Annotated in this window: 8 protein-coding genes and 5 tRNA genes; 12 read left to right on the forward strand and 1 reads right to left on the reverse strand. The window is 66.6% G+C overall.

All coding sequences use genetic code 11. From position 1 onward, the window contains the following. Positions 1-41: 41 nt before the first annotated feature. Positions 42-2,207 (reverse strand): methionine--tRNA ligase, encoded by a 2,166-nt coding sequence (gene metG / locus NMB41_RS09240; protein WP_494382169.1) that lies wholly within the window; start codon positions 2,205-2,207, stop codon positions 42-44. Positions 2,208-2,354: 147 nt separating this feature from the next. On the opposite strand from metG, the gene apbC reads away from it, so the two are divergent. The 12 genes from apbC to NMB41_RS09300 all read left to right on the forward strand — a co-directional run bounded on the left by apbC (position 2,355) and on the right by NMB41_RS09300 (position 15,168). Beyond that, complete coding sequence (gene apbC, locus NMB41_RS09245) at positions 2,355-3,443, forward strand: iron-sulfur cluster carrier protein ApbC (protein WP_494382170.1); 1,089 nt, start codon at positions 2,355-2,357, stop codon at positions 3,441-3,443. 210 nt (positions 3,444-3,653) lie between these two features. Beyond that, on the forward strand, positions 3,654-6,191 hold the full coding sequence (locus NMB41_RS09250; RefSeq protein WP_494382171.1) for a putative bifunctional diguanylate cyclase/phosphodiesterase: 2,538 nt from the start codon (positions 3,654-3,656) through the stop codon (positions 6,189-6,191). 44 nt (positions 6,192-6,235) lie between these two features. After that, a complete protein-coding gene (locus tag NMB41_RS09255) occupies positions 6,236-7,618 on the forward strand; it encodes an aminotransferase class I/II-fold pyridoxal phosphate-dependent enzyme (protein ID WP_494382172.1) in 1,383 nt (460 codons plus the stop codon). Continuing rightward, positions 7,611-11,216: an AMP-binding protein gene (locus NMB41_RS09260; protein ID WP_494382173.1), complete on the forward strand. Its 3,606-nt coding sequence runs from the start codon at positions 7,611-7,613 to the stop codon at positions 11,214-11,216. Before NMB41_RS09255 ends, NMB41_RS09260 begins: the two co-directional genes overlap by 8 nt. A 30-nt stretch (positions 11,217-11,246) precedes the next feature. Then, entirely contained in the window at positions 11,247-12,644 is a 1,398-nt protein-coding gene (gene gltX / locus NMB41_RS09265) for a glutamate--tRNA ligase (RefSeq protein WP_494382174.1), read from the forward strand. 71 nt (positions 12,645-12,715) lie between these two features. Continuing rightward, a tRNA-Ala gene (locus NMB41_RS09270) sits at positions 12,716-12,791 on the forward strand. A gap of 29 nt (positions 12,792-12,820) precedes the next feature. Continuing rightward, a tRNA-Glu gene (locus NMB41_RS09275) sits at positions 12,821-12,896 on the forward strand. A gap of 88 nt (positions 12,897-12,984) precedes the next feature. Further along, positions 12,985-13,060 (forward strand) — tRNA-Ala (locus tag NMB41_RS09280). A gap of 35 nt (positions 13,061-13,095) precedes the next feature. Next, positions 13,096-13,171 (forward strand) — tRNA-Glu (locus NMB41_RS09285). A 38-nt stretch (positions 13,172-13,209) separates the two neighbouring features. Beyond that, a tRNA-Glu gene (locus tag NMB41_RS09290) sits at positions 13,210-13,285 on the forward strand. Between the two features lie 84 nt (positions 13,286-13,369). Then, entirely contained in the window at positions 13,370-14,524 is a 1,155-nt protein-coding gene (gene earP, locus NMB41_RS09295) for an elongation factor P maturation arginine rhamnosyltransferase EarP (protein WP_494382175.1), read from the forward strand. Between the two features lie 68 nt (positions 14,525-14,592). Beyond that, positions 14,593-15,168, forward strand: a complete 576-nt coding sequence (locus NMB41_RS09300) for an elongation factor P (protein WP_494382176.1) — start codon at positions 14,593-14,595, stop codon at positions 15,166-15,168. Positions 15,169-15,172 lie beyond the last annotated feature (4 nt).

Here is a 15,172-nt window from a genome sequence, read left to right on the forward strand (position 1 = left end):
CGGACCCCGGGAAGAGCGTTTCCCGGGTCCTTGTCCAGGGCTTAACGGATACGCATGCCAGGCGTCGCGCCCGCCATCGGGTCGAGCAGGTACAGGCCCGGGTTGGTCTTCTCGTCGGCGGCGGAAGCGCACAGCACCATGCCTTCCGAAATGCCGAATTTCATCTTGCGCGGCGCCAGGTTGGCCACCATCACCGTCAGCTTGCCGACCAGCTCTTCCGGCTTGTAGGCCGACTTGATGCCCGAGAACACATTGCGGTGGCGGCCTTCGCCCACGTCCAGCGTCAGGCGCAGGAGCTTGCCGGCGCCTTCGACGTGTTCGCAGTTGACGATGCGGGCCACGCGCAGGTCGATCTTTTGAAAATCGTCGATCGAGATTTCGGGGGCGAGTTCTTCGATGTCGCCGGCGGCAGGCGCATCATCGGCTGGCGCCAGCGCGGCAACGGCCAGGCTGGCGTCGGACACCACCGCGGCCGGTGTGGCAACGGCCGGCGTAGCGACGCCCGGCTTGTCGAACAGGTTCTCGACCATTTTTGCGTCGACGCGCTGCATCAGGTGGTTGTATGCCCCGATGGTGCGGCCGAGCATGGTCTCGTGGACGGCCGCGCCCTGGGTGTCGGCCCAGGTGAAGCTGGCGTCGCCCAGGAATTCGGAAACGCGCGCAGCCACCTGCGGCAGCACCGGCGAGAGCATGATCGTCAACTGGCGGAACAGGATCAGGGCGGTGGTGCAGACATCATGCAGTTCAGCCAGCTTGGTTTCGTCCTTCGCCAGGATCCAGGGCTTGTTCTCGTCGACGAACTGGTTGGTGACGTCGGCGATCTCCATGATCTCGCGCAGGGCACGGCCGTAGTCGCGCGACTCGCAGCTGGCGGCAATGCTCGCCTGGCGTTCGGCGCCGTCGACCGTCAATGCCTTGGCGATCCAGCCCCTGGCGCTATCCGAGAGCGTGCTTGCCAGCTTGCCGTCGAACTTCTTGGCGATGAAACCGGCGCAGCGGCTGGCGATGTTGACGTATTTGCCGATCAAATCGCTGTTCACGCGGGCGACGAAGTCCTCGCCGTTGAAATCCAGGTCCTCGACTTTCGCGTTCAGCTTGAACGCCAGGTAATAGCGCAGCCATTCCGGGTTCATGCCCAGTTCCAGGTAGCGCAGCGGCGAAATGCCGGTGCCGCGCGACTTCGACATCTTTTCGTTGTTCACCGTCAGGTGGCCGTGGACGGCGACCTTCAGCTTGTCGATGATCGGGTGGCCCGAGAAATTCAGCATCGCCGGCCAGAACAGCAGGTGGAAGGAAACGATGTCCTTGCCGATGAAGTGCACTTGCTCGGCCTGCGGGTCGTTCAGGAAGGCCTCGAAGTCGAGTCCCTGCTTGTCGAAATAGTTCTTCAGCGAAGCCAGGTAGCCGACCGGCGCGTCCAGCCATACATAGAAGAACTTGCCCGGCGCATCGGGAATCGGGATGCCGAAATAGGGCGCGTCACGCGAAATATCCCAGTCGGCCAGCTTTTCACCGTTTTCGCCCAGCCATTCCGAGACCTTGTTCACCATTTCAGGCTGCAGGCGGCCCGGGGTGTTCAGCCATTCCTTCAGGAAGTGGTAGCAGCGCGGGTCGGACAGCTTGAAGAAATACTGCTCGGACGGTTTCAGGATCGGGGTCGAGCCGGTGAAGACCGAGAACGGGTTAATCAGTTCGGTCGGCTGGTAGGCGGCGCCGCAGACTTCGCAGTTGTCGCCGTACTGGTCCTTGGCGTGGCAGGTCGGGCACTCGCCCTTGATGTTGCGGTCGGCCAGGAACATGCCCTTGACCGGATCGTAGAAACGGTCGACGGTCTTGGTGACGATCAGGCCGGCGTCGCGCAGCTTGCGGTAGATGCCTTGCGAGAGTTCGACGTTTTCCGGCGAATCGGTGGAGTACCAGTTATCGAAACCGATGTGGAAGCCGTCCAGGTACTGGGCGCGGCCGGCGGCGATCTTGGCCACGAATTCCTGGGGCGTGATGCCTTCCTTTTCGGCGGCGATCATGATCGGCGTGCCGTGGGTGTCGTCGGCGCAGACGAAATGCACCTGGCGGCGAGCGTCTCCATCGCGCTGCATTCGCTGGAAGCGGACCCAGATGTCGGCCTGGATGTACTCCATCATGTGGCCGATGTGGAAGGCGGCATTCGCGTAGGGCAGGGCGGTAGTGACGAACAGCTTGCGGGTCATGGTCGAAACGCTATTGTAGGGATGAAAAAAACCATTTTACCAGCGGATGGCCCTGAAGAGGCAGGGGGTACTCCCTGGAATGACCAATGCGACAATAAGAGTTACAGCGTTTTTTGCTACACTGCGCTCATCACATTGGAGAAATACATGAGCATCACTGCAGACGACGTCAAGGCCGTATTGGCAAAGGTCATCGATCCTAATACGGGCAAGGACTTCGTGTCCTCCAAATCGGTCAAGAATATCCAGGTCGACGGCGCCGACGTCGCCTTCGACCTCGAGCTCGGTTATCCGGCCAAAAGCCAGATCGCCCTGCTGCGCGGTCTCGTCGTCAACGCGGTCAAGACCCTTCCCGGCGCCGGCAACGTCAGCGTCAGCGTCCAGGTCAAGATCCTGTCGCACGCGGTGCAGCGCGGCCTGAAGGTCATGCCGAACGTGAAGAACATCATCGCCGTCGCCTCGGGCAAGGGCGGTGTCGGCAAATCCACGACGGCCGTCAACCTGGCCCTGGCCCTGGCGGCCGAAGGCGCCAGCGTCGGCATCCTGGACGCCGACATCTACGGTCCTTCGCAGCCGATGATGCTCGGTATTAATGCGCGTCCGGAAAGCGTGGACGGCAAGACCATGGAGCCGCTGGAAAACCACGGCGTGCAGGTGTCCTCGATCGGCTTCATGATCGATCCGGACGAGCCGATGGTCTGGCGCGGCCCGATGGTCACCCAGGCGCTGCAGCAGCTGCTCGAACAAACCAACTGGCGCGACCTCGATTACCTGATCGTCGACATGCCGCCGGGCACCGGCGACATCCAGCTGACCCTGTCGCAGAAAGTGCCGGTCACGGGCGCCGTGATCGTCACCACGCCGCAGGACATTGCCCTGCTCGACGCCCGCAAGGGCCTGAAAATGTTCGAGAAGGTCGGCATTCCGATCATCGGCATCGTCGAAAACATGAGCACCCATATCTGCTCGAACTGCGGTCACACCGAGGCGATCTTCGGCCATGGCGGCGGCGAAAAGATGTGCAAGGACTTCAACGTCGACTTCCTCGGCGCGCTGCCGCTGACCATGTCGATCCGCGAGCAGACCGATTCGGGTCGTCCGACCGTGGTTGCCGATCCGGATGGCGCGGTGGCCTCTGTTTATAAAGAGATCGCGCGCAAGGTGGCGGTCAAGGTGGCGGAGCGGGCGAAGGACATGACCAGCAAGTTCCCGAGTATCGTCGTCAAGAACGACTAAGTTTTAAGCAGGTCGACGCGTGGAGTCCTGACTCCACGTTTTTTGGAATTGCCCGCCCCGTCGCCGAAAACGCGGTTTTTTCTTGTCAAGCGTTGCGCGCATGCTTTTCCGCGTTGTTTCTGTTTAAGAATAAAGTCTGTAGGAAATTTCCTTCCTACACTGGTGTTTGGACTGACTCGCCAGGCGGCCCTGCCGCCGGACCGACACCATATGAACAGCACCTGCGCGCGATGGAGCGACCGTTACCTGGGCGCGAACCACTGGTTCATCCCGGCCGACCTGTTAAACCAGGCAGCCAGCGCCCGCACGCGCGCCGAGAACGTCGTCAACGCCGCCTTGCTGGCCGCCACCGCCGGCCCCTTCTACGCGCTGGCCTACTATCTGCTGGGGTTTTCCGCCGCGGCCGTCGAGATCCTGCTGTGCTGCGCCTGCATGCTCGCTTCGCCCCTGCTGCTGCGCGCCAGCGGCAGCATCTGGGCCGCGCGCGAACTGTTCCTGTGCGCGCTGTTCTTCAATTTCACCTGGCTCAGCTATAACCTGGGCGGGATCGGCGCGCCGACCGCCAGCTGGCTGATCACCGCACCCCTGGTGGCGATGTTCCTCGGTGGCGTGGCCAGCGCGCTGTTCTGGCTCGCGCTCAGCTGCGTGGCCGCGATCGCCATCTACGCGCTGCCGGGCGCCGGCTACCCGCTGCCCAGCCACCCGGTATCGGACATGGCGCTGCTCTACCTGGTTTGCCACCTCGGCCTGTTCGTGGTGGTGCTGGTCTTCGCGCTGCTGTTCGAGCTGACCAAGACCCAGGGTTTCGTGAAACTCGAGCAGGCGCTCGGCACCATCAACGAGCTGGCGATCCGCGACGAACTGACGGGCGTGCACAACCGGCGCTACCTGATGCGCCTGATCGAAAGGGAAAAGGAGCGCAGCGACCGCAATGGCCGCGCGTTTTGCCTGTGCCTGCTCGACATCGACTTCTTCAAGCGCGTCAACGACACCTGGGGCCACAGCGCGGGCGATACCGTGCTGCGCGCGTTCGCCGAAACGGTGCAGGCGCTGGTGCGCGGCAGCGACAGCTTCGGGCGCTACGGCGGCGAAGAATTCCTGCTGATGCTGCCCGAAACCCCGGCCGCCGACGCCATGGTGCTGGCCGGGCGGGTGCGCGCCGCGATCGAGAAGATGCGCTGCATCGAGGGAGGCAGCGAGATTGCGCTGACGGTCTCGATCGGCGTGGCCGAATACCGCATGGGCGAAACGGTAGGCCTGGCCATCGGGCGCGCCGACGAGGCGCTCTACCTGGCCAAGTCGAGCGGCCGCAACCGGGTGGTCTGCCACGGCCAGGGCGAAGCGCCGCTGGCGCTCGCGCTGCGCGCAAATGAGCCCGCCGTGGTGGAGCTGAAAGACCTGGGCGCGAGCGTCGGGCGCATGCTCGATGGCGTGCACTGCGACCAGCTCACGGGCCTGCTCAACCGGCGCCTGCTGCGCGACCGCCTGCGCCACGCCATGGACCGGGCCGATCGCAACCGCCGCCTGGTGGCGCTGCTGCTCCTGAATATCAACAAATTCAAGGAAGTGAACGACGCGCTCGGCTACGAGGCCGGCGACGCGTTGCTGGTGCAGGCCGGCGCCATCATCCGCCAGTGCCTGCGCGACTGCGATACCGTGGCGCGCTGGAGCGGCGACGAATTCGTCGCCCTGCTCGAAGACGTGGCCGAGGAAGGCGATGCGCTCCAGGTGGCCGAGAAGATCCTCGACCGCTTTGGCCTGCCATTGAACGCGGGCGAGCGTGAATGCTTCGTGACGCTCTCGGTCGGCGTCGCTCTGTATCCGGCCGAGGACTGCGACCTCGACGCGCTCCTGAAACGCGCCGACATCGCCATGCGCAGCGCGCGCGCCTGGGGCGAGAACAGCGTGCAGCAGTATTCGAGCGCAGCCTGCGAGCCGCAAAGCGAGCGCCTGGCGCTCAAGAACGGCCTGCGCGAAGCGCTCGCTCGCGGCCAGCTGTTCATCGAATACCAGCCGCAGGTCGATCTCGCCACACGCTGCATCGTCGGCGTCGAGGCCCTGCTGCGCTGGCAGCATCCGGTGTATGGCCGCATCGATCCGGGCCGCTTCATCCCGCTGGCCGAGGAGACCGGCATGATCGTGCCGATCGGCGACTGGGTGCTGCGTACCGCCTGCGCCCAGAACCGCGCCTGGCGCGATGCCGGCCTGCCCGGGGTGAAGACGGCGGTGAACCTGTCGGCGCGCCAGCTGCGCCATCCGGACTTCGCCGCGCGCGTGCTGGAAATCGTGCAGGGCGAAGCGCTGCCGCGCGGCTGCGTGGACCTCGAAATCACCGAAGGCATCCTGATCGACGACCTCGACGCCAACCGCCAGGTGATGGGCGCGCTGCGCGCCGCCGGCGTGCTGGTGTCCATCGACGACTTCGGCACCGGCTATTCGAGCCTGAACTACCTGTCCGAGCTGCCGGTCGACATCCTCAAGATGGACGGCCTGTTCGTGCGCCGCCTGGGTGGCAGCGCCCGTGCGCGGCCGTATGCGATCGCCGAGGCCATCGTCGCCATGGCGCACCGGCTCGAATTGAAGGTGATCGCCGAATGCGTCGAAACGCTTGAACAGCTGGGCGACCTGGGCGCCATGCGCTGCGACGAAGCCCAGGGTTACCTGTTCCACCGCCCCCTGCTTGCCGAGCAGGTCGGCGCGCTGCTGGCGCGCCAGGCCGATCAGCAGGCGGCCCTGGCGCCGGCCTGAATCCTGTTCCCCTGATTTTTCTTACCCATCAAGAGGAGTCCACCGTGCACGAGGAAACGATCGTCTTCGAGCGGGCCGCCGATATCGCCGAACTGGAAGCCTGCGGCGCGCTGCGCGGCAGCGTCGCCCAGTTCGCGCAGCCGCGCGGCGCCAACCTGATGCGCCGCACCGAGCCGCTCGATGCCTGGTGCCGCCTGCGCGCGGCCCATGGCCTCTGGCAGTACGCACGTGCGCTCGAGGGCGCGCCCAGCCCCGAGTCGAACGTGCACGAGGAGGGTGCGCTGCCGGGCGCCTCGACCCGCGGCGTGAATTTCGCCTCGCAGGACTACCTGTCGCTGGCTTCGCACCCGGCCGTGCACGCAGCAGCCCAGGCCGCGCTGAGCGAGGCCGGCCCGCACAGCGCCGGCTCGGCCGTCCTGCTCGGCAACAGCCGCCTGTCGCTCAGGCTCGAAGAGGCCCTGGCCGAACTGCTGCAGCTCGAGCACGTGACGCTGTTCCCGACCGGCTGGGGCGCCGCCTTCGGTGTCATCACGGCGCTGGTGAGTGCGCGCGACTACGTGCTGGTCGACCAGCTGGCGCATGCCTCGCTGCGCCAGGGCGCGAACGCCGCCACCCGCAACGTGGCGCTGCACCGCCACCTCGACACCGGCCACGTGCGCGAACTGCTGGCCGCGATCCGCGCGCGCGATACCGAAAACGGCATCCTGGTCGTCACCGAAGGCCTGTTCAGCATGGACGCCGATTGTCCCGACCTGCCGCTCATGCAGCACCTGTGCCGCGAGTACAACGCCACCTTGCTGGTGGACGTGGCGCACGACCTGGGCGCGCTCGGGCCGAACGGCACCGGCAGCCTGGGCCAGCAGGCCATGCTGGGCAAGGTCGACCTGGTGATGGGCGCGTTCTCGAAGACCTTCGCCTCGAACGGCGGCTTTGTCGCCAGCGCCTCGCGCGCGGTCAAGCGCCAGCTGCAGCTGTTCGCAGGACCCCACCTGTTCTCGAACGCGCTCTCGCCGATGCAGGCGGCCTGCGTGCTCGAATCCCTGCGCATCGTGACCAGCGAGGAAGGCGACACGCTGCGCGAGTCGCTGCTGCGCAATGCCATGGCGCTGCGCGCGAACCTGGCTGAAACCGGGATGCGCTGCCTGGGCGTGCCCTCGGCCATCGTGCCGCTCTGGATCGGCAGCGAACAGGTGGCGCGCCTGGCCGGGCGCACGCTGGCGCGCGAAGGGGTGTTCGTCAACGCCGTCGAGTATCCGGGCGTGCCGCTCGGGGCGGCGCGCCTGCGCCTGCAGGTAATGGCCGGACACGGGCCGGCCCAGTTGCGCCTGGGCGCGCGCATGATCGGCGCGGCGGTGAGCGGCGCCGGCGCCGCGCTCGGCGTGGAACCGGCACGCCAGCCCTGGCCGCGGGAGCGCGCCCGTGGCTGAAGACGCCAAACCCGCCAGCCTGCTGCTGGCAGAGCGGCTGCGCGAGCGCGCCCTGCGCACCCCAAGCCGCATCGCCTACACCTTCCTGCGCGAAGACGGCAGCGAACACACGGTCTGCCATGCCGAGCTGGCCGCGCGCGTCGATGCGCTCGCCGGGCACATGCTGGCGCATGCCGGCCCGGGCGCACGCGCCCTGCTGCTGTACCCGGCGGGCATCGACTTCATCGTCGCCTTTTTCGCCTGCCTCGCGGCCGGCGTGGTCGCGGTGCCGGCGGCGCCCGCCAACCGTACCCGCGATGGCGCGCGCCTGGCCGCGCTGCTGGCCGACGCCGCGCCCGCGCTGGTGCTGTGCGCCCCCGAGGCGCAGGCCGCCACCGCCGCGGCACTGGCGCGTGCCGGCTGCAGCGTGCCGCTGCTCGGCGAGATGAAAGCGGCGCCCGCCGCCGTCCTGCCGGCACCGGCAGAGAACAGCGTCGCCTTTCTTCAATATACCTCCGGCTCGACCGGCCAGCCGAAGGGCGTCGAAGTCACGCACGCGAACATCGGCGCGAACGTGGCGGCCATCGGCAGCGCCTTCGGCTTCGGCCCCGATTCCGTGATGGTCAGCTGGCTGCCGCCGTTTCACGACATGGGCCTGATCGGCAGCATCGCCGCGCCGATGATCATCGGCTTTCGCTCGGTGCTGATGGCGCCCGGCGCCTTCCTGCGCCGGCCAGGCGCCTGGCTGGAGGCGATCACGCGCTACCGCGCCACCTGCAGCGGCGGGCCGAACTTCGCCTGGGACCTGTGCCTGCGCCGCGTCAGCCGCCTGCAGAAGGCCACGCTCGACCTGTCCAGCCTCGAGGTGCTCTACAACGGCGCCGAGCCGGTACGCGCGGCGACCCTGGCGCGCTTCATCGAGGCCTTCGGCCCCTGCGGCCTGCGGCTAGATGCCGTGTTTCCCTGCTACGGCATGGCCGAGGCGACCTTGCTGGTGGCCGGCGGGCCGCGATCACGCGCGCCGCGCATCGTCGGCGTGGACGCCGCCGCGCTCGAACGGGGCGAAGTCTGCGCAGCCGCTGAAGGCACACCGGGCAGCCGGGCGCTGGTCAGCTGCGGCTTGCCCGCGCCGGGCGTGGAGGTGGCCGTGATCGATCCGGCGCGCTTCGTCCCGGCCGCCCCTGGTGCGATCGGCGAACTCTGGATCGCCGGGCCGGCGGTCGCCCGCGGCTACCACGAGCGGGCTCAGGACAGCGCCCAGCTGTTCGGCCTGCGCATCGCGAACGCGCCGCCGGCGCTGGCGGGTGCGCGCTGGCTGCGCAGCGGCGACCTCGGCTTCGTGCAGGACGGCGAAGTCTTTATTACCGGCCGCCGCAAGGACGTCATCGTCGTCAACGGACGCAAGATCCACGCGCGCGACGTGGAGGCGCTGGCCGAAGACGCCTGCGCCGAGCTGGCGCCCAACAGCTGCGCTGCCTTCGCGCTGGAGGGGGAGGGCAGCGAGTGCCTGGCCCTGGTGGTGGAAGCGAGCCGCGCCCTGGTACGCGGCGGCGACATCGACGCACTGGCGCGCCGCATCCGCGCAGCAGTCGCCCTCGGGACCGGCGTGCCGCTGCATACGCTGGCCTTTGTCGCGCCGGGCGTCTTCCCGCGCACCACCAGCGGCAAGGTCCAGCGCGCGCGCTGCAAGACCCTGCTGCAAAACGGCAGCCTGCCGCTGCTGGCCATGCGTGCCCCCGGCATCGAAGGCAGCGCCACGCGCGCCGATGCCCTCATCGGCTGGCTGCGCGGCTATGCGGCGCGCCGGCTCGATTCGCGCCTGGCCGACGAACGGCGCTCGCTGGCCCCGCACGTGCTGCTCGATTTCGGCGCGCGCGGGCTGCTCGGGCTGCAGGCGCCGCGCAGCAGCGGCGGCCTGGCCCTGGCCACGTGCGACCTGGTGCGCGTGATGGCGCAGCTGGCCGCGATCGACCTGACGCTGGCCACCATGGTCGGCGTGCACAATGGCCTGGGCCTGCGGCCCCTGCTGCGCTTCGCGCCCGAGGCGCTGCGGGCGCAGTGGCTGCCGCAGCTGGCGGGTGGACGCCAGCTGGCGGCCTATGCGCTGAGCGAGCCGCAGGCAGGGTCCAACCCGCGCGCGATCGGCACCCGCGCCGACCGCGTCGACGGCGGCTGGCGCCTGCGCGGCGAAAAGCACCTGATCGGCCTGGCGGCCTGGGCCGGCGTGCTGACCGTGTTCGCGCGCGCCTTCGATGCCGCGGGACGCGCGCTCGGCACGGTCGCGCTGCTGGTGCCGGGGGATGCGCCGGGCCTGTGCCTGGGGCCGGAAGCGCTGACGATGGGCATGCGCGCGATGCCGCAAAGCGCAGTGCGTTTCGAGGACGTGTTCGTGCCCGATGCCCAGGTGCTGGGCACGCCGGGCGCCGGCATGGACGTGGCCAACGACGCGATGGGCTTTGCGCGGCTGGGCATCGGCGCCTTGTCCGTCGGCGCCATGAAGCGCTGCCTGCAACTGATGGCGCGCTATGCGGCGCGGCGCGACATCGCGCTCGGGCGCCTGATCGACAACCCGGTCACGCTCCTGCGCCTGCATGAACTCGATTGCGCCATTTCAGCCGCCGAAGCCCTGGTCGACGCCCTGGCCGGCAGCATGGACGACGACGCCGCGCTGCCGCTGGACGCCTGCAGCGCCTGCAAATGCGTGCTCTCGGAGCTGCTGTGGGAAGCGGCCGACCGCCTGATGCAGATGCTGGGCGGGCGCGGCTACTTGGAGACCAACCTGGCGCCGCAGTTGCTGCGCGACGCGCGCGTGCTGCGCATCCTCGAGGGTCCGAGCGAAGCCTTGTATGCGCACCTGGGCGCGCTGGTGCGCCTGCCGGGCAATCCGATCGCGCAGGCGGTCGCGCGCTTCGGCGGGGCGCAGCACGCCGCCTTGCTGGCGCAGCTGCCGGCGCAGGGCAGCGGCGCCTGGCAGGATGGGCGCAACGGCGAATTCGCCGCCTGGACCCTGCTCGCTGCGGCCGCACGCGGGGACGCGTCCAGCTGGGCGCTGCGCAAGCTGGACGCGCTGCGCCGGGACATCCAGGCCGAGAGCGCCGCCGCTGCCCTGTGTCCGCCGAGCGGCGCGCTCTTGGCGCGGGTGGCCCGGCATGCGCTGGCCATCGGCGACATCGAACAAAGCGCCCCGGGCGAAGCGGCCGGGCTCGACGCCTTATTGCGCCAGGCGGAGGCGCCCGCGGCGGCAGTGCCGCAGCCGGCCGTGCCTGCAGCGCCGACCAGCCTGGAACTGGTGCACGCCTGCCTGCAGCGCTGGCTGCGCGAGGGTGGGGCAGGCGACGCGCTGCCCGGCATGGGAGATACAGTTCAAGTGCCGGGCATGGAGGCCTGGAGCGTCGACACGCCCTTCAGCGACCTCGGTATCGATTCGCTGGCCTCGGTGCCGCTGGCGCTCGAAGTCGAGCAGGCCAGCGGGGTGCCGGTCAGCGCCGAGCTGCTCTACGATTACCCGACGGTGCGGCTGCTGGCGGGCTATATCGACGAACAGCGGGACGAGCAAGGTGGCCGGGAAGAGGACGGAGCGGAGCCGACGGCGCTGTCCGCGTCCAGCGCATCGGGGTAGAATAGCCGCTTTCCCCTTACGCTTTTCGCCATGACCGTCCGCACCCGATTTGCCCCCAGCCCGACCGGCTTCCTCCACCTCGGCGGCGCGCGCACCGCGCTGTATTCCTGGGCCTATGCCCGCCATTTCGGCGGCACCTTCGTCCTGCGCATCGAAGACACCGACCTCGAGCGCTCGACGCCGGAAGCGGTGCAGGCGATCATCGACGGCATGCAGTGGCTCGGCCTGTCGCATGACGAAGGCCCGTTCTACCAGATGCAGCGCATGGACCGCTACCGCGAAGTCGTCAAGGGCATGCTGGAAGCCGGTACTGCTTACCTGTGCTATTGCTCGCCCGCCGAAGTCGAAGCGATGCGCGAGCGCATGCGCGCTCTAGGGGAAAAGCCGCGCTACGACGGCACCTGGCGTCCGGAGGCCGGCAAGACCCTGCCCGACGTGCCGGCCGGCGTCACGCCAGTGGTGCGCTTCAAGAATCCGCTGGACGGCGAAGTGACCTGGAACGACGTCGTCAAAGGGCCGATCACGATCGCCAACAAGGAGCTCGACGACCTGGTCATCGCGCGTCCGGACGGCACGCCGACCTATAACTTCTGCGTCTCGGTCGACGACTGGGACATGAAGATCACCCACGTGCTGCGCGGCGACGACCACGTCAACAACACGCCACGCCAGATCAACATCCTGCAGGCGCTGGGCGCCGAGCTGCCGCAGTACGGCCACCTGCCGATGATCCTCGGCGCCGACGGCCAGAAGCTGTCGAAGCGCCATGGGGCCGTCAGCGTGATGGAATACCCGGAGCAGGGCTATCTGCCGGAAGCGATGCTGAACTACCTGGCGCGCCTGGGCTGGAGCCATGGCGACGACGAGATCTTCTCGATGGAACAGTTCACCGAGTGGTTCAACCTCGAGCACCTGACCGCCTCGGCGGCCCAGTTCAATCCGGAAAAGCTGGCCTGGCTGAACAACCACTACATCAAGGCCGCCGACAACGAGCGCCTGGCCGGCCTGGTGCGCCCGAAGATTGAAGAGCAGGGCGGCCAGTTCGAGGGCAGCCCGGCCTTGCCCGGCGTGCTGGCGCTGGTCAAGGACCGCGTCAACACGGTCAACGAGCTGGCCGACGCCGCCATGCTGTTCTACCGCCAGCCGCAGCCTGACGCGGCCTTGCTGACCCAGCACCTGACCGACGCGGTGCGCCCGGCGCTGGCCACGTTCGCCGAGCGCTGCCAGACGGTCGAGTGGAACAAGGCGGCGATCGCCGCCATGCTCAAGGAAGTGCTCGCCGCACACGGCCTCAAAATGCCGCAGATCGCCATGCCGCTGCGCCTCCTGGTGACGGGCCAGCTGCAAACGCCGGCCATCGATGCGGTGCTGGAATTGTTCGGCCGCGAGGCCGTGCTGGCCCGTGTTGCAAAAGGTCTGCAGGCCTGACGATAGTTCGTTCAAATCGGTATTTGCGTAATGCAAGAACCCCCGCTATAATGCTCGCACTTCAGCAGTACGGGGGTATAGCTCAGCTGGGAGAGCGCTTGCATGGCATGCAAGAGGTCAGCGGTTCGATCCCGCTTACCTCCACCACTTTGAAGTGTAGTAATCGGTAGTTCAGGGTCCCCATCGTCTAGAGGCCTAGGACATCACCCTTTCACGGTGAGTACCGGGGTTCGAATCCCCGTGGGGACGCCAAGGTTTTGGCAGAAGTTTGCCGGAAGCTGCGCCAGCGGCAGCGAGTAGTAGAAGCAAATGCGGTATGTTATGATGTTGTTTCCCCGTGGGGGGTATAGCTCAGCTGGGAGAGCGCTTGCATGGCATGCAAGAGGTCAGCGGTTCGATCCCGCTTACCTCCACCACGAAGACTTCAGTAAGCAGTAACGGTAGTTCCAGGGTCCCCATCGTCTAGAGGCCTAGGACATCACCCTTTCACGGTGAGTACCGGGGTTCGAATCCCCGTGGGGACGCCAAGAATTTGGCAGCAGTAATGAGCAGCAAACAGTTTTAGGTCCCCATCGTCTAGAGGCCTAGGACATCACCCTTTCACGGTGAGTACCGGGGTTCGAATCCCCGTGGGGACGCCAGTCAAGTAGAAGTAAAAAACATAAAGCCGCTTTTCAGCGGCTTTATGTTTTTTTTCACGTGTATTCTTTTCCAGCTATCCCATCATGGCTCCCGAATCCCTTCCATCGCTGGCCATCTTCTGCAAGGTCGTCGACAACTACGGCGACATCGGCATCTGCTGGCGCCTTGCGCGCCAGCTGCAGGGCGAGCATGGCGTCGCCGTCACCCTGTGGGTCGACGACCTGGCGAGTTTTCGCCGGATTTGCCCCGACGTGAACCCGCAAGCCGACGTGCAGACGGTTGCCGGCGTCGTGGTGCGCCATTGGAAAGGCCAGGACGACCACTACCTGCCGGCCGAGGTCGCCGACATCGTCATCGAATTCTTTGCCTGCGACATTCCGCCTAGCTATATAGAAGCGATGGCCCAGCGCACGCCGCGGCCCGTCTGGCTGAACCTGGAAGGCTTGACGGCCGAGGAATGGGTCGAGGGCTGCCACAAGCTGCCGTCGATGCATCCGCGCCTGAAGCTGACCAAGCATTTCTTCTTCCCTGGTTTTACCGCCCAGACCGGCGGCCTGCTGCGCGAAGCCGGCCTCGAGCGCGAGCGCCTGGCTTTCCATGACGAGCCGCAGCGCGCCTGCGCCTTCCTGGGCAAGCTCGGCCTGACGCAGGCCGAGATCGACGCCTTCAAGGTCTCGCTGTTCTGCTATCCGCATGCCCCGGTGGCCGAGCTGTTCGCGGCCTGGCAGGAGGGCGGCGAACGGGTGACTTGCCTGGTGCCCGAAGGCGTCGCCGCGCAGGCCGTGCAGGCTTTCCTCGGAACCGAAGCGCGTGCCGGCGCCGCCGCGACCCACGGGGCGCTGACGGTGCGCGTGCTGCCCTTCGTGCCCCAGCCCGATTACGACCGCTTGCTGTGGTGCTGCGACCTGAATTTTGTGCGCGGCGAGGATTCCTGGGTGCGTGCCCAATGGGCCGGCAAACCCTTCGTCTGGCATATTTATCCGCAAGACGAGAACCTGCACCACAAGAAGCTGCGCGCCTTCCTCGAACGCTATGCGCCGGACATCGACAGCGTGCAGGCAGTGATGTTGCAGTGGAACGGTGCCGCTGTCGAGGCGGCCGATTGGCCTGCACTGTGGTCGGCGCTGCGGGCCGATGGCGCACGCATTGCCGCGCGTTCCGAAGCATGGCATGCCGAGATGGCAAGCCATGGCGACCTGGCGTCGAACCTGCTGGCTTTTGTCGCTTCACTTCGTTAGGCAGACAATTCGTTACGTGATATCATGCCCGGTTACTGAAACCCTTTTTTTTGATACCCCAGACTCCTATGAAATCCGCAAAAGAGATCCGTGTCGGCAACATCATCATGGTTGATGAGAAGCCATTTATCGTGCTGCGTTCCGATGTCAACGGCTCGAGCCGCACGGGCTTCACCTACAAGTGGAAGATGAAGAATCTTCTGACCAACGCTCCGCTGGAAAACGTGTTCCGTGGCGATGACAAGTTCGACGTCGTCGTGCTCGACAAGAAGCCAGTGACCTACTCGTACTTCGCCGATCCGCTGTACGTCTTCATGGACGCCGATTACGAACAGTTCGAAATCGAAGAAGAGAACCTGGGCGACGCACTGCACTACCTGAAAGACGGTATGGAATGCGAAGCCGTGTTCTATGACGGCAAGGCCATCTCGGTCGAACTGCCGACCACGATCGCACGCCAGGTCATCTACTCGGAGCCTGCCGTCAAGGGCAACACTTCGGGCAACGTCCTGAAGGAAGCCAAGATCGAGAACGCCATCGAAGCCCACCAGCACGTCGTCATGGTGCCGCTGTTCGTGAGCCAGGATGACACGATCGAGATCGACACCCGTACCAACGAATACAAGCGCGTCGTTCGTAACTGATCGA

This window comes from Massilia sp. FBCC-B171 (genome assembly GCF_059134155.1).